This is a genomic window from Streptomyces sp. NPDC005899 (assembly GCF_040629645.1).
Lineage (GTDB): Bacteria > Actinomycetota > Actinomycetes > Streptomycetales > Streptomycetaceae > Streptomyces.
In genome coordinates, this window is the sequence record NZ_JBEXWB010000145.1 from 1 (window position 1) to 14,889 (window position 14,889).

Below are 14,889 nucleotides of genomic sequence, written 5' to 3' on the forward strand. Positions count from 1 at the left end.
CAGCCGGCCCGTCCGGCCGGCTGCCGGGCCCGGTGGTTCACCGGCTCGCCTCAGGGCGCCCAGGGCGCCTCCACGGCCCACGTCGTGTCCTCGGTGAAGGTGGCCGCGTTGTCCCAGGCGTGACCACCGCCCGGAGTGGCCAGCCACACCTCCGAGTCGATGTGACGTAGATAGCTGCCGGGAAGATTGGCGCTCGACAGCCGTACGCCGCCCTGCCCCGCGACCGCGCACCAGGTGGCGTCGGCCTTGAAGAGGGCCGAGCCGTCGCTCGCGTCGCGGCGGACCCGGAAGTCCCGGTGCCGCAGGTACTCGCCGGGGTAGTTGCGCGACTCGAAGGAGTAGCAGGTGCCGTTGGCGAGGCCGGTGACGACCTTCCAGGTGGCGTCGCTCTTCAGCAGCGCGCCGCTGCCGCTGTCGACGACCGCCGTGTACGCGAGCCCCTGGGAGTGGCGCAGGTACTTGTTCGTGTGTCCCGGTGTGGTGACCCGCAGCGACGTGTTCCGGCCGGTGGGGAGGGTCACCGGTGGCGGCGGTGTCCTCGAGGCCTGGATGAGGGCCTGGTTGGCGGCCTTCACCCGGGTGGTGTCCACCTTGACCACCTGCCGGTCGTAGGTGAGCAGGCCGTTCGCCTCGTTCTCGACGTCGGTGATCTCCGTGTAGACCGAGGCCGAGAGCCCGGCCGGCAACTGGCCGACACGGATGGAGTCGAGGAGCCCGACGAAGCGGTCGCCGAGGGCCGCGGTGCTCGCCTGGTCCTCGTAGCTGAAGCCGCCGCCCGGGTACCACTCGTGGCCGGGCACCTTGTAGCCCAGCCCGCCGAACTCACCGAGGACCGCGGCCCGGGTCGGGGTGGGCGCGGTGTTGCCGGGGCCGACGTAGACGTGGTTGTCGATCACGTCGCCGTTTCCGCCGTCCACCGAACCGCAGCAGTTGACACCGCTCATGTTGTCCACCAGCCGCGACGGGTCGTACGCCTTGACCTCGTTCGCGATCCGGGCCTGGTCGTACTGGCCCCAGCCCTCGTTCTGGTTCACCCACATGACCAGGGAGGGCGAGCTGCGGTGCTGGTCGATGACCGCGTGGTACTCGGCCTCCCACTGGGTGCGGGCGGCGCTGCCGGGGACCTTGCCGGTGTCCATGGCGGGCATGTCCTGCCAGACCAGGAGGCCCAGCCTGTCCGCCCAGTAGAACCAGCGCTGCGGTTCCACCTTGATGTGCTTGCGGACCATGTTGAAGCCGAGGTCCTTGTGCGCCTGGAGGTCCGACCTCAGGGCGGCGTCGGTCGGAGCCGTGTAGATGCCGTCCGGCCAGTAACCCTGGTCGAGGGTGCCCGTCTGGAAGACGAACGCCCCGTTGAGGACGGGGCGCAGTATGTTGTCCACCTTCGCGACGGCGATCGACCGCATGCCGGCGTAGCTGCCCACGGCGTCCACCACCGCCGCCTGGTCGAGCAGTTCGGCGCGCACGTCGTACAGGAAGGGGTCGTCCGGGCTCCACAGCCGGGGACCGGGCACCGGTACGGAGATCTCCGCTCCGGGGGCCCCGGTCGCCGAGCCCACCGCGGTGCCGCCGCTGGAGACCGTGACCCGCGCGGTCCGGCCGGCCGCACCGGCCGCCTGCACCCTGACCCGCAGGGTGCCGTCGCCGAGGTTCGGCGTCATGTCCAGCCGGGTGATGTGTGCGGCGGCGACGGGCTCCAGCCAGACGGTCTGCCAGATGCCGGAGGCCGCAGTGTAGAAGATGCCGCCGCCCGGGTGCGGGTCCACGTCGCTGATCCGCTGTTTGCCGACGGCCTGCCCGCCCGTCTGTGTCGGGTCCTGGACGGAGACCACGACGGTGTTCGTGCCGCCGTTCAGCTGGGGCGTGATGTCGTACGAGAACGCGTCGAAGCCCCCCTTGTGGGCGCCGGCCTGCGTACCGTTGACCCAGACGGTGCTCTGCCAGTCGGAGGCGCCGAAGTTGAGCACGACACGGCGGCCGTTCCAGCTCGACGGCACGGTGAAGGAGCGCTTGTACCAGAGCTTGTCGTTCTCGGTGATCCTGCGCTTGATGCCCGAGAGCGAGGACTCCGCGACGAAGGGGACCCGGATCTGCTCCGGGAAGGCGGCGGGCTGCCCGGCGTCACGGCCGGTCACCGCGAAGTCCCATATGCCGTTCAGGTTCGCCCAGTCGGGGCGGGTGAGCTGGGGGCGCGGGTATTCGGGAAGCGGCTTGTCGACCGGGACCTGGGCGGTCCACGGCGTGGTCATCGGGGAGGGCTTCGGCTCCCAGGCCGCGGTCGCGGCCTGGGAGGGCGGCGCACCGATGCCCACCAGCGCGCTCGCGGCGAGGACCAGGAGGCCCGCGCCGGCGGTTAAGCGTCTCCACCAGGGGCGGTGGCCGGGCTCGCGTACGGATCTCATCGTTCTCCTTCTCGTGGGCCGCGTCCCGCCGGGGGTGCGGGAGCGCGGGAGCCGCCGGAGGTGGCCGGTGGCGCCGTGGTCGTCGAACGGGACGGGCTCCGGGGGCGACAACGTTTCTGCAACGTTGGAAAACTGATGTCGGCGGTATGACAGCACGCCGTCGAGCGGGTGTCCATAGATGGCGCACCGGCTGGTGCCCAGGCGGCCGCCGATGGGTGAACCGCGCGTCGCGTGTCGTGGTGACACGTTTTGGAAACGCAGCGGCAACTCTCTTGCCGCGCGCGCCACCCCGCCTATATAACGTTGTAAACCGAGCCGCCGAGAGGCCGCACAGGCTCTCACGACCACAGTTCTCCCAGCTCGGAGCGGTGTCGTGAGGGGTGCAGTGCCATCGTCCGCCGAGCGGCCGATGCGTCGTCCAGCCATGCCCGACCGCGCGCCGAACGGCGTGCCGTCATCCCGCCAAGGAGCGTCCCGCGCATGATGACCCAGCGTCGATCCCGTACTTTCGCCGCGGCCTGCCTGCTCGCCGCAACCGCCACGCTGGCCGCCGCCGGCTGCTCGAAGTCGGAGACCACGGACACCGCGAGCGGTGACAGCAGCCAGGGGGCGCAGGCGCCGAAGAGCCCCGAGGCCAGTTCCGGTGCAGGCTGCTCGCTGCGGACCTACGGGGCACCGAAGCTCGACCTGAAGAACGCGGTGGTCGGCTTCTCGCAGTCCGAGAAGGAGGCCAACCCGTTCCGGATCGCCGAGACGCAGTCCATCAAGGACGAGGCGAAGAAGATCGGCGTCAGGAAGCTGCTCACCACCAACGCGCAGTCACAGCTGTCCAAGCAGATCAGCGACATCCAGGACATGCTCTCCCAGGGGGCGCAGTTCCTCATCGTCGCACCGCTCAACTCCGACGGCCTCGAGCCCGCGCTCAAGGCCGCGGCGGCCAAGAAGGTGCCCGTCCTCACCATCGACCGCAAGGTCAACTCCACGGCGTGCAAGGACTATGTGGCCTTCCTCGGCTCCGACTTCGTCGAGCAGGGCAAGCGTGCCGCCGACGCGATGATCAAGGCCACCGACGGCAAGGGCAAGGTGGCCATCCTCCTCGGCGCCTCCGGCAACAACGTGACCACCGACCGCACCAAGGGCTTCGTCGACCGGATCGAGGCCGAGGCGCCCGGCATCGAGATCGTCGCCCAGCAGACCGGCGAGTTCGCCCGTGACAAGGGCCAGCAGGTCATGGAACAGCTCATCCAGTCCAAGCCGGACATCACCGCCGTCTACGCGGAGAACGACGAGATGGGCCTCGGCGCGGTGACCGCGCTGAAGGCGGCCGGCAAGAAGCCCGGAAAGGACGTCAAGATCGTTTCGGTCGACGGCACCCGCAACGCCGTCCAGGCCCTGGCCAACGGCGAGTACAACGCCGTGATCGAGTCCAACCCGCGCTTCGGCCCGCTCGCCTTCGCGACGGCCCAGAAGTTCTACGGCGGCGAGGAGATCCCCGAGAACGTCATCATCACCGACCGTGCGTACGACGAGACCAACGCCGCGCAGTCGCTCGGCGGCGCGTACTGACCCCCTCCGGTCACCGACGGCCCCGGCCGCCGGGGCGCAGACGGCGCCACGGCGGCCTCCCGGCCCACACCCTCGGAACAGCGGAAGGCCAAGACCAGCCATGGCACCACCCGAAGCAGTACCTCAGGCACCGGAGACGGCCGCGCACGCCGCCACCGCCGTGCTCGAAGCCCGCTCGGTGAGCAAACGGTTCCCGGGCGTCGTCGCACTCGACGACGTCTCCTTCACCCTGCGCCCCGGGGAGACCCACGCGCTGGTGGGGGAGAACGGCGCGGGCAAGTCCACCCTCATCAAGGTACTGACCGGTGTGTACCGGCCCGACGGCGGCGAGCTGCGGCTCGCGGGCGAGCCGGTCAGGTTCACCCGGCCGTTCGAGGCCCAGCAGTCCGGGATCTCCACGATCTACCAGGAGGTCAACCTCGTCCCACTGATGAGCGTGGCCCGCAACATCTTCCTCGGCCGCGAGCCCCGTAACCGCTTCGGCCTCATCGACTTCTCCCGCATGCACCGCGAGGCGGCGGAACTGCTCGACGGCTTCGGTGTCCGCGTCGACCCCCGCCGGCCGCTGCACACCCTGGGGATCGGCACCCAGCAGATGGTGGCCCTGGCACGGGCCGTCTCGGTCAACGCCCAGGTCGTCATCATGGACGAACCCACCTCCTCACTCGAACCGCGCGAGGTGGAGACGCTCTTCCGCGTCATCGCGGACCTGCGCGGCCAGGGCATCGCCGTCCTCTACGTCAGCCACCGCATGGACGAGCTCTACCGGATCTGCGACCGCGTCACCGTCCTGCGTGACGGCCGCCACATCCACACCGGCGACCTCGCCGGTCTCGACCGGATGCAGCTGGTGTCGATGATGCTCGGCCGCGACCTCGCCGAGGTCCGCCGCGCCGGTGTCACCAGCTTCGCCGCCGAGGGCCACCAGGCCGCCCGTACGCCCGTGCTGACCGCCACCGGCCTCAACAGCCGCCTCCAGCTCCACGACATATCGCTCTCGCTGTACGGGGGCGAGGTGCTCGGTCTCGGCGGTCTCCTCGGCTCGGGCCGCAGCGAGACGGCGAAGGCCCTGTCCGGCGCCCTGCCGCTGGACTCGGGTGAACTCACCGTCGACGGGGCGCCGCTGAAACGGCTCACGCCGGCCGCCGCCATCCGGGCGGGGATCAGCCTGCTGCCCGAGGACCGCAAGGCGGAGGGGATCGTCCCCGGCCTCTCGGTCCGCGAGAACATCGTGCTGGCCGCCATGCCGCGGCTGTCCCGGGCGGGTGTCGTCTCCCGCGCCAGGCAGGACCGGATCGTCGACATCTTCATGAAGCGCCTGCGGATCAAGGCGTCGAGCCCCGAACAGAAGGTCGGCGAACTCTCCGGCGGCAACCAGCAGAAGGTCCTGCTGGCCCGCTGGCTCTGCCTGGAGCCCAAGGTCCTGCTGCTCGACGAACCCACCCGGGGCATCGACGTCGGAGCCAAGGCCGAGGTGCAGAGCCTCATCGACGACCTCGCCCGCGAGGGCCTCGCCGTCCTGCTCATCTCCTCCGACATCGAGGAGCTCATCGAGGGCGCCGACCGGATCGTCGTCCTGCGGGGCGGGGCCGTCGCCGGCGAACTGGCGGGCGACGACGTGGCGGAGAGCCGGCTGCTCGAAGTGCTCGCCGACCACGCACCGGCACCGGGAGACGAGACCCCGGCCGCTCAGGAGGACACCCGATGACACAGACCGCCGTCGCACCCCCCACCGAGCCCGTGCCCACCAGCCGGCGGGCCTCCCCCCTGGCCCGGCTGCGTGACCCCTCCTGGTACCAGGAATACGGCGTGTACGTCGCGGTGGCGGTGGTGCTGCTCTTCAACGCGCTGTTCACCGACCACTTCATGACCGCCGACAACTTCCGCACCCAGCTCGTCCAGGTCGCCCCCATCGTCATCGTCGCCCTGGGCATGGCCCTGGTCATCGGCACCGAGGGCGTCGACCTGTCCGTCGGCTCGACCATGGCGCTCGCGGCGGCCTTCCTGCCGCTCTACCTCGGATACGGGCTGGTGCCCGCACTCGCCGTCTCCCTCCTGGCCGGGGCGGTCGTCGGAGCCGTCAACGGCAGCCTGGTCTCCCTCATCGGGCTGCAGCCCATCGTCGCCACGCTGGCGCTCTTCGTGGGAGGCCGTGGACTGGCCCTCGTCATGGCCGACGGCCGGCTCAAGCAGATCGTCAACCCCGACCTGCTGTCCCTGGGCACCGGTTCCTTCCTCGGCGTCCCCCTGGTCGTCCTGATCGCGGGAGCCCTCGCCGTAGCCGTGGCCTTCCTGGTCCAGCGCACCACCTTCGGCCGGCAGGTCGTCGCCGTCGGCGGCAACCGCTCCGCCGCCGCCCTCGCGGGCCTGCCCGTCAAGCGGGTCCTCATCGGGGTGTACGTCATCTGCGGGGTCCTCGCCGCCCTCGCGGGGATCCTCGCCACGGCCCGGCTCACCGCCAGCGACCCCTCCTCGCTCGGCACCCTCATGGAACTCTCCGCCATCACGGCCGTCGTCGTCGGCGGCACCCCCCTGAACGGCGGCTCCGTCCGCGTGCTCGGCACCGTGGCGGGGGCCCTGCTGATGCAGCTCCTGCGCGCCACCCTCGTCAAGCACGACCTGCCCGACTCCACCGCACAGATCGCCCAGGCGGCCATCATCATCGCCGCCGTCTACGTCGCCCGGGAGCGTCGGTCCCGATGAACAACACCACCCCCGCACCCACCGCCCCGGCCGCGCCGGCACCGCGGAAGCCGTCCGCCCCCCGCCCCGTCGCGGGTACCGGCCCGACCGGAAGGCAGCGAGCCGCCGAACTCCTCCAGCGGCAGGGCGTCCTCGCGGTCCTGCTGACCGTGGTCATCGCCGCCTCCTTCATCTACCCGACGTTCGCCTCCCTGGACAACGCCCGCGGTGTCACCATCCAGGCCTCGTTCCTGGCCGTGGTCGCGCTCGGCATGACGATGGTCATCATCACCGGCGGCATCGACCTGTCCGTCGGGTCGGTCTTCGCCCTGGGCGGAGTGCTCGCCGCCTGGGCCTCCCCGTACGGATTCCTCGCCGCCCTGGTCGTCCCCCTCGCCGTCTGCGGCGCGATCGGCCTGCTCAACGGGCTCCTGATCGCCCGGGGCAACATGGCCCCCTTCATCGTCACCCTCGCCACCCTGCTGGGCGCCCGGGGCGTCCTGCTCGCCATCACGGACGAGGGCGCCACCACCTACCTGGTGCCCAAGGACTCCGCCTTCGGCGACCTCGGCCAGGGTGCGGTCTGGGGCTTCGGCCACCCGATCCTGATCGCGCTGGTCCTCTTCGGCGCCGGCGGACTCGTCCTCCAGCGCACCTCGTTCGGCCAGACACTGTTCGCCGTCGGCGGCAGCAGCGACGCCGCCACCCTCATGGGCCTGCCCGTCGCCCGCACCAAGATCCTCGTGTACACACTGAGCGGTCTGCTCGCCGGGCTCGCCGGCGCGCTCAACGCGGCCAGGCTGTCCTCCGGCGTCACCATCGTGGGTGTCGGCATGGAGCTCGACGCGATCTCCGCCGTCGTGATCGGCGGCACCCTGCTCGTCGGCGGCGCCGGCTCGATCAGCGGCACGCTCTGGGGCGTCCTGCTGCTCGCCGTCATCCAGAACCTGATCAACCAGATCGGCTCGCTCAACTCCTCGTACCAGTCGGTGGTCAGCGGCGGCTTCCTTATCGTTGTCGTGGTGGCCCAGCGCTACCTGGCGCGCAGCCGCCGGAGCACCTGACCGCGAAGAGCGGTGCCGAGCAGAGCCACCGAGCCGTAGAGCCGAGTCGAGCCAAGGAGTGCCGTGGGCGTCAGCCTCAAGGACGTTGCGCAACGGGCGGGCGTGTCCATCAAGACCGTGTCGAACGTGGTGAACAACTATCAGCACGTCACACCAGCCATGCGCGCCAAGGTGCAGCAGGCCATCGACGACCTCGGGTACCGGCCCAACCTCACCGCACGCCACCTGCGCAAGGGCCGCACCGGCATCATCGCCCTCGCGGTCCCCGAATTCGGCAACCCGTACTTCGCGGAGCTCGCCGGAGCGGTCGTCGACGCCGCCGCCCGGCACGACTACACGGTCCTGGTCGACCACACCGCGGGCGAGCGGGAGAAGGAACTCCTGGTCAGCCAGGGGTTCCGGTCACACGTGATCGACGGGCTCATCCTCAGTCCCATCCACCTGGAGACCGAGGACCTCATGGCGCGCACCGAGACGGCGCCCCTGGTCCTGCTGGGCGAACGGGAGTACGAGGCACCGTACGACCACATCGCCATCGACAACGTCGCCGCGTCCCGGGAGGCCGTGCGCCACCTCCTCGACCACGGCCACCGCAGGATCGCCTTCCTCGGCTCGCGCACCGGCCGCGAACGCCAGCCCGCGCACCTGCGGTTGCGGGGCTGGCGGGAGGAGCTCGCCGCCTCCGGGATCAGCCCGGACGAGAACCTGGTCGTGGTCACCGACGGGTACGGCCGCGAGGACGGGGCCGCCGGCATGGCCGCCCTCCTGGACCGGGGGGAGCGGCCGGACGCGGTGTTCGCCTACAACGACCTGATCGCCATCGGCGCGATGCGGACGATCACGGCACGCGGGCTGCGCATCCCGGACGACATCGCGGTCGTCGGTTTCGACGACATCGAGGAGAGCAGCTACGGCACCACCACGCTGACCACCATCGCCCCGGACAAGGAGGCCATCGCCCGGCTGGCCGTCGACAGCCTCGTCGAGCGGCTCTCCGGCAAGCCGGTGGCCGAACCGCGCAGGCCTCGTCCCGGCTACCGCCTCATCGTCCGGGAGTCCACCACGCCCGGGCCCGCCGCTTCCCCCGAGGACCACTGATGCCGCGCCCCACCGTGCACAGCACCCCCTTCGGCTCCGCCCACGGCATTGCGACCCACCTGTGGACCCTCGACAGCGGTGCGGGTGTTCAGGCCGGGATCCTGACCTACGGCGCCTCGCTGCACCGCCTCACCGTGCCCGACACCGCCGGGGCCCCGGCCTCCGTCGTCCGCTCCCTGGCGACCGTCGACGACTACACGGCCGAGCACCCGTACTTCGGAGCCGTCGTCGGCCGGTACGCCAACCGCATCGCGCACGGCCGCTTCACCCTCGACGGGACGACCCACCACGTCCCCGCCAACGACCGCGGCCACGCCCTGCACGGCGGCCCCGAGGGCTTCCACACCAAGGTGTGGGACGCCACCGCCGGCGCCACCCGCACCACCGCCTCCGTGCGGCTCACCCTGCACAGCCCCGACGGCGACATGGGCTTCCCCGGGGCGCTCGACGCCACCGTCACGTACACCCTCGACGCGACCGGCACCCTGGCCGTCGACTACGCGTCGGTCACCGACCGCGCCACGGTCGTCAACCTCACCAACCACGCCTACTTCGACCTGGCCGGGCACGGCGACGTCCTGGGCCACCACCTCCAGGTCGACGCTGACACGTACGTGCCCGTGGACGGCGACGGCATCCCCCGGGGCGTCCCGGCCGACGTCCGGGGCACCCCCTTCGACCTGACCGTGCCCCGGCTCCTTGCGGAACGGCTCGGTCACGACCACGAGCAACTGCGCGCCGCGGGCGGCTTCGACCACAGCTGGGTGCTGCGCGGATCCGGCGGCGCCCTGCGCCGGGCCGCCCGCCTCACCGCGCCGCAGGCCCGCCGGGTCCTGGAGGTGTGGACGACGGAGCCCGGGATCCAGGTCTACACCGCCAACCAGCTCGACGGGGCGTTCACCGACGCGGCCGGCCGGCGCCACGAACGCCACGGCGCGGTGTGCCTGGAGACCCAGCGCCTGCCCGACTCACCCAACCGCCCGGACTTCCCCACGGCCGTCCTGCGCCCCGGCGACATGGCGCGCAGCCGCACCGAACTGCGCTTCCCGCACCTGGCGCCGGGCTGAGCGGGACGGCCGGCGCCCCGGCGTCCCCGTGCACCGGCCGGGCGGGCGCCGGCCGGGGCGCCCGCCCCACCGCGTCACCTCAGGTACGGTCCCGCGGTCCCGATCTTCCCCGGAGCCGCGTTCCGGCCGCCGAGGTCCAGGACGTACACCCGCAGGTTGCCCTTCCCGGGGGCCGGGACGGTGAGCCTGCCGCCCGTCACCACCTGCGTGTCCCCGGTGACGGCGTCCTTGTAGGTCCCGTCGGGTATGCCGGTGTACGTGGCACCGCCCGTCACGGTCACCAGGGCGAAACTGTCCGTGCCGCTCGCCGCGTCGGTGTAACGGCGCTTGTACGCCATGGAGCCGGTGATGCCCTCCGTGGAGTACTGCCCCATCTGCAGGGCCGGCACCGCCCGGCGGATCCGGTTGAGCCGCTGGACGTGCTTGACCAGCGGCTGCGCCAGGGTGCCGGCGACCGCGCCGGTCGCCGAGTCGACCGTGCCGAACTCCGACGCCTCGACGTCTCCGGCGAGGTGCGCGCCGTAGTAGGCCCGGCCGGTCGTCGCCAGCGGGCAGGTGGGCCCGCAGTCGATCTTCTTCCCGGCCTGGAACTCGATCTCGGAGCCGTAGTACAGCGTGGGGATGCCGCGGAAGGTCCACATCAGCGACATGTTCTCGGCCCAGGCGTCCGTGCCGCCGGAGTAGCGTTCACCGCTCTTGTTGGGCCCGTAGTCGTGGCTGTCGACGTAGACCACGTTGTAGGTGGCGTCGTTGTAGCTGTCGTCGGAGTCCTTGCCGTTGTCGTAGGCGTTGTTCGCGTCACCGAAGTTCATGTGCATGCGCATGTCGATGACGTTCATGCCCGAGAACCTGCTGTGGTCCGGGGCGTGGTAGGTGTTGCCCTCCAGGAAGGCGTTGGTGGAGGTCGGCTGGGAGCCGGTGCCCTGCCGCTGTTCGTAGTCGTACATCTCGAGGGCGGCCTTCCCGTCGTCGGCGCTGTACTCCTTGCGCTCCTTCCAGGTGTAGAACTGCGCGCTGTGGTTGACGGAACCGCGGTTCCACTTGTCGTTGACGAACGCGGCCACCTCGCCGAAGACGAAGTACTCCGTCACCCCGCGGTCGTCGGTGGCGGGAGCCCACGTCAGGACGACGGACACGCCGTCGGCGCTCGCCGACACCTTGGACGGGGCGGTGGGCGCCTGCGTGTCCGGAGTCCCGGCCGCGCAGGGGTCCTGGGCCCCCGCGGTGACCTTCCTGTCCTTCACGGTGGTCAGCCCGGCCGGCACCGCGTAGTCGGCGCCGTTGTTGTGGTCCCAGACGCCGTTGCCGTTGTTGAACGCGGCCAGCATGGTGGTGGCCGCGTCCAGGTCGACCGACCTCCTCATCCAGCCGGTGCAGGCGGCCTCCATACCCACGCCTGGGACGGCGGTCCACGTCCCGCCCGCCGGTCTGTAGTGCAGGTTGGTGGTGCTCCAGCCCACCGTGGTGGTCGAGTAGTAGACCGACGCCGTGTGCGGGCCGCCGGGGTCCGGGTCGGGCTCCGTACCGCCGCCGCACGGGTCGCTGTGGGCGACGACACCGTCCTTGACGGTGATGGCGCCGGTGCCCAGCGCGTAGTTCTTCCCGGCGTTGTTGTCCCACACGCCCGCGCCGTCGGTGAAGGTGGCCGCCAGTCCGGACGCGCCGCCCAGGTCGACGGTCCGCTTCACCCAGTCCGGGCACGCGGCCTCCATCGGCACCCCGGGGACGGTCGTCCACGCACCTTTGTCCGGCGCGTAGTGCAGGGAGTAGGAGGACCAGTTCCTGGTCTTCGTGTAGTAGAAGACGGTGGCGGTGGTCTCGGAGGCCGCCGCGGGCACGGCCGGAGCCGGCTCGGCCGTCCTGGGCGGCGACGTGAGGAGCCCCAGCACCGCGGTGGCCGCGCAGGCCGCCGCGAGTGGGCGTCCCAGCAGCCGGAAGAGGATGCGTCTCATGCGTGTGTCTCGTCTCCGGGGGAGGGCCGCGGGCGGGTGTGACCGCGGCTGCCGACAGCACAGCCGCCCCGCGAGCGGCTGCGTGGTCCCGCCGGAGAACCCGGACGCGCCTCGGGATTCGGGCGAGCGGTGCGCCCTGACAGCAATCACTGTCAGAACCTTGCTGAAATTCCTTGCAGGACCAGGAAGTTACCCGCGCATGACAAGCCCGTAAAGGGGCCGCGCACGGTGCTTCCCCGGCCGGCCCGGAGGAATGAGGAGGCGGCCGTCGCTGTTGCGGCGTTCATGACCTATTTCGTCGACGTCACGGTGCGCGGCTACGAGCTCGACACCCAGGGACACCTCAACCAGGCCGTCTACCTCCAGTACGCCGAGCACGCCCGCTGGGAGCTGCTGCGGGAGGCCGGGGTGCCCCAGGAGAAGCTGCTGGCCGACGGAGTGGGGCCGGTGCAGCTGGAGGTGACGGTGAGGTACCTGCGCGAGCTGCGAGGCGGGGACCGGGTACGCGTGAGCTGCGCGTTCGCCTACGGTCCGGGGAAGACCTTCGGGGTGCGGCAGCGGATCACCAAGGAGGACGGGACCCTCGCCGCGGAGGTCGACGCCGTGGCCGGCGTGCTCGACCTGACCACCCGCCGGCTGGTCGCGGACCCGGCCGAGCGCCTGGCGTCCCTCGCTGAGAAGCCGGCACTCCTGGGCATCGTCACGGCCTGACGCCGGGGCGTCCCACTCCCGCGGAGCGGAGACCTCGCCTCGCCGGCCCGGGCCCGGCGCCGGGAGCGCTCAGGCCACCGCAGGCCCCGGCTTCCGGAGGCGACTCAACCGGTCGCGTCCTTCGACGCCAGCTTCGCCACCGCCCGGGCGAGCCGCCCGGCCCTGAGCGCGGGGGTCCTGGCGGTGTACAGCTGGAGGTGGACCAGGTACCTGTCCGTCCTGCCCAACCGCTCGAAACACCGCCGCGCCCGGGAGTTCGCGGCCAGCGCGGCGGCGAGGTCGTCGGGCACCGTGGCCTCCGCCTGCGACGGGTACGCCGCCGCCCACCGCCCGTCCGCCTGCGCGGCCCGCACCTCGGCCAGCCCCGGCTCCCGCATGCGTCCGGCGGCGGTCAGTGCCTGGACCTTGCGCACGTTCACCTGGGACCACAGGCTTCCCCGCCGGCGCGGCGAGATCCTCTGCAGGTAGTACGTCTCGTCCAGGGACCTGCGCTGCCCGTCGATCCATCCGTAGCACAGGACGATGTCGACGACCTCGGCGGCCGTGACCGATCTGACGCCGGAGCCCTTCTTGGCGATCTTCAGCCAGAGGGCCGAGCGCGCCCCGTGGTGCCCGGCGAGCCAGGCATCCAGATCCTCACCGCGTGCGAAGACCACGGGCTCCGCACCCGCTTCCTCCGCGCGTCCGGACGCCGGTGTGCTCTCCATGGCGCTACCGCCTTCGTCTCGGTCCAGGTCGTCCTTCGACGTTAGGCGCCCAACAGGACAGGAGATGTCCTGAACGGCACCCGGTCATGCCGGCGTGCGGGGGACCCCGGTTCGGATGCGGGGCCCCGGTGCGCGGGCTGAGGGCGCCCGGCCGGCCGGAGCCGGGACCGCAGGGCACGGTCGCGTACCGCCTCGCCCCCCGTGGCGCCCCGGACGGATCGTTGCGCCGTCCGGCTGATGCGGCTCAGGGCCGCGCCGCAGGTGGACGAAAGGTCAGGTGTTCGCACCTCCTGGGCCTCCCGGCCCACGAGCCGCTCCTCCACCCCAAGGGAGAACGCATGCGCCTGCGCGCCCGCTGGGCCCCGGCCGCTCTACTGCTGATCGCCCCGCTGGTCGGCACCGGCCAGGCCACGGCCGACACCGGCGAGACACTCGTACCCGTGCAGAAGTCGGTCCGGGCGGTGCCCGGGCAGTACATCGTCACCCTCTCGGCCGGGCAGGCACCGGATGCCATGGCCGAACAGCTCGGCGTCAACCCCCTTTTCACGTACAGCAAGGTCCTGCGTGGCTTCGCGGCCACGCTGAACCCTGCCCAGCTGGAGCAGGTGCGCGGCGCGGCCGGAGTCCAGGCGGTCGAGGAGAACAGCGAGGCCTCCGTCTCGCCGCCCGCGGTGAAGACGGCTACGGCGAGAACGCCCGCGGCCGGGTCGCCCGGGGCGGGAGCCGCGCCGAGCAGCCGGATCGCGGCCGGGAGCTGGGGGCAGGACCGCATCGACCAGCGGAGCCTGCCGCTGGACGGTGCGTACGAGGTGGGCGGTACTGGCCAGGGTGTGACCGCCTACATCCTCGACACCGGCATCGAGTCCGCGCACAGCGAGTTCGGTGGCAGGGTGGAGGCCGGATACGACGCGGTCGGCGACGGCCGCGGCGGCGAGGACTGCAACGGCCACGGCACCCATGTGGCGGGGACCGTGGCCGGTGAGACCTACGGTGTCGCCCCTTCGGCCTCCCTCGTGCCGGTACGGGTGCTCGACTGCGAGGGCTCGGGGACCTGGGCCGGGATCATCGCCGGTCTCGACTGGATCGCCCGGAACGCCGACCAGCCGGCCGTGGTCAACGCCTCGCTCGGCGGACCCGCCTCCTCGGCGGTCGACGACGCGTTCGACGCGCTCGCGGAGCAGGGCACCCTGCCCGTCGTCGCCGCGGGCAACGAGAACCAGGACGCCTGTGACGTCTCGCCGGCGCGCGCCGGCCGGGTGGTCGCCGTGGGCGCGAGCGACGCGCAGGACCGGCAGACGGTGTTCAGCAACTGGGGCACGTGCGTCTGGATGTACGCGCCCGGCCTGGACATCGTGTCGGCCAAGCTCGGCGGTGGCTCCACGAAGCTGAGCGGCACGTCCATGGCCAGTCCGCACGCCGCGGGTGTCGCCGCGCTGTACAAGGAGCAGAACCCGGACGCGACGCCCCAGCAGGTCGCCGACCGGCTCGCGGCGGACGCCACCCCGGACGTCCTGACGGGCCTGGGTGCCGGCTCTCCCGACCGGCTCCTGTACACCGGCGGCCTCTGACCTCCGGCCGTTTTCCCTGAGCGGGGCCCGCGCGCGGCGCGGGCCCCGCACCTCGCTGTGGGCGCTCCCCGC

General features: G+C 71.8%; 11 protein-coding genes. 8 read left to right on the forward strand and 3 right to left on the reverse strand.

Annotated elements, in window-relative coordinates:
* Window positions 1-50: 50 nt before the first annotated feature.
* Complete coding sequence (locus ABZ371_RS17690; RefSeq protein ID WP_358680049.1) at window positions 51-2,402, reverse strand: AbfB domain-containing protein; 2,352 nt, start codon at window positions 2,400-2,402, stop codon at window positions 51-53.
* A gap of 480 nt (window positions 2,403-2,882) precedes the next feature.
* Here ABZ371_RS17690 and ABZ371_RS17695 point away from each other — a divergent pair, with 480 nt between their 5' ends.
* The 6 genes from ABZ371_RS17695 to ABZ371_RS17720 all read left to right on the forward strand — a co-directional run bounded on the left by ABZ371_RS17695 (window position 2,883) and on the right by ABZ371_RS17720 (window position 9,879).
* Window positions 2,883-3,968 (forward strand): ABC transporter substrate-binding protein, encoded by a 1,086-nt coding sequence (locus ABZ371_RS17695; protein ID WP_358680052.1) that lies wholly within the window; start codon window positions 2,883-2,885, stop codon window positions 3,966-3,968.
* A gap of 100 nt (window positions 3,969-4,068) precedes the next feature.
* Complete coding sequence (locus tag ABZ371_RS17700; protein ID WP_358680054.1) at window positions 4,069-5,676, forward strand: sugar ABC transporter ATP-binding protein; 1,608 nt, start codon at window positions 4,069-4,071, stop codon at window positions 5,674-5,676.
* Window positions 5,673-6,671 (forward strand): ABC transporter permease, encoded by a 999-nt coding sequence (locus tag ABZ371_RS17705; RefSeq protein WP_358680057.1) that lies wholly within the window; start codon window positions 5,673-5,675, stop codon window positions 6,669-6,671. The genes ABZ371_RS17700 and ABZ371_RS17705 overlap by 4 nt, the downstream gene beginning before the upstream one ends.
* The gene (locus ABZ371_RS17710) at window positions 6,668-7,714 is read left to right on the forward strand and encodes an ABC transporter permease (RefSeq protein ID WP_358680060.1); all 1,047 of its coding nucleotides are present in this window, start codon (window positions 6,668-6,670) and stop codon (window positions 7,712-7,714) included. Before ABZ371_RS17705 ends, ABZ371_RS17710 begins: the two co-directional genes overlap by 4 nt.
* A gap of 63 nt (window positions 7,715-7,777) precedes the next feature.
* Complete coding sequence (locus ABZ371_RS17715) at window positions 7,778-8,812, forward strand: LacI family DNA-binding transcriptional regulator (protein ID WP_358680062.1); 1,035 nt, start codon at window positions 7,778-7,780, stop codon at window positions 8,810-8,812.
* Complete coding sequence (locus tag ABZ371_RS17720) at window positions 8,812-9,879, forward strand: aldose epimerase family protein (protein WP_358680065.1); 1,068 nt, start codon at window positions 8,812-8,814, stop codon at window positions 9,877-9,879. Before ABZ371_RS17715 ends, ABZ371_RS17720 begins: the two co-directional genes overlap by 1 nt.
* Window positions 9,880-9,953: 74 nt before the next feature.
* Here the strand turns inward: ABZ371_RS17720 and ABZ371_RS17725 are convergent, their stop codons facing one another.
* Window positions 9,954-11,831, reverse strand: coding sequence for a carbohydrate binding domain-containing protein (locus tag ABZ371_RS17725; protein WP_358680068.1), 1,878 nt, complete (start codon window positions 11,829-11,831; stop codon window positions 9,954-9,956).
* Window positions 11,832-12,116: 285 nt separating this feature from the next.
* Here ABZ371_RS17725 and ABZ371_RS17730 point away from each other — a divergent pair, with 285 nt between their 5' ends.
* The gene (locus tag ABZ371_RS17730) at window positions 12,117-12,542 is read left to right on the forward strand and encodes a thioesterase family protein (protein WP_358680071.1); all 426 of its coding nucleotides are present in this window, start codon (window positions 12,117-12,119) and stop codon (window positions 12,540-12,542) included.
* Window positions 12,543-12,646: 104 nt separating this feature from the next.
* Here ABZ371_RS17730 and ABZ371_RS17735 read toward each other — a convergent pair whose 3' ends face one another.
* A complete protein-coding gene (locus tag ABZ371_RS17735) occupies window positions 12,647-13,249 on the reverse strand; it encodes a YdeI/OmpD-associated family protein (protein ID WP_358680074.1) in 603 nt (200 codons plus the stop codon).
* A gap of 338 nt (window positions 13,250-13,587) precedes the next feature.
* On the opposite strand from ABZ371_RS17735, the gene ABZ371_RS17740 reads away from it, so the two are divergent.
* Entirely contained in the window at window positions 13,588-14,817 is a 1,230-nt protein-coding gene (locus ABZ371_RS17740) for a S8 family serine peptidase (protein WP_358680077.1), read from the forward strand.
* The last annotated feature ends 72 nt before the right edge of the window (window positions 14,818-14,889 follow it).

Coding starts and splice junctions, on each gene's coding strand:
- ABZ371_RS17725 (WP_358680068.1), bottom strand. CDS start 11,831: ATGAGACGCATCCTCTTCCGGCTGCTGGGACGCCCACTCGCGGCGGCC.
- ABZ371_RS17690 (WP_358680049.1), bottom strand. CDS start 2,402: ATGAGATCCGTACGCGAGCCCGGCCACCGCCCCTGGTGGAGACGCTTA.
- ABZ371_RS17735 (WP_358680074.1), bottom strand. CDS start 13,249: ATGGAGAGCACACCGGCGTCCGGACGCGCGGAGGAAGCGGGTGCGGAG.
- ABZ371_RS17740 (WP_358680077.1), top strand. CDS start 13,588: ATGCGCCTGCGCGCCCGCTGGGCCCCGGCCGCTCTACTGCTGATCGCC.
- ABZ371_RS17695 (WP_358680052.1), top strand. CDS start 2,883: ATGATGACCCAGCGTCGATCCCGTACTTTCGCCGCGGCCTGCCTGCTC.
- ABZ371_RS17720 (WP_358680065.1), top strand. CDS start 8,812: ATGCCGCGCCCCACCGTGCACAGCACCCCCTTCGGCTCCGCCCACGGC.
- ABZ371_RS17700 (WP_358680054.1), top strand. CDS start 4,069: ATGGCACCACCCGAAGCAGTACCTCAGGCACCGGAGACGGCCGCGCAC.
- ABZ371_RS17705 (WP_358680057.1), top strand. CDS start 5,673: ATGACACAGACCGCCGTCGCACCCCCCACCGAGCCCGTGCCCACCAGC.
- ABZ371_RS17710 (WP_358680060.1), top strand. CDS start 6,668: ATGAACAACACCACCCCCGCACCCACCGCCCCGGCCGCGCCGGCACCG.
- ABZ371_RS17730 (WP_358680071.1), top strand. CDS start 12,117: ATGACCTATTTCGTCGACGTCACGGTGCGCGGCTACGAGCTCGACACC.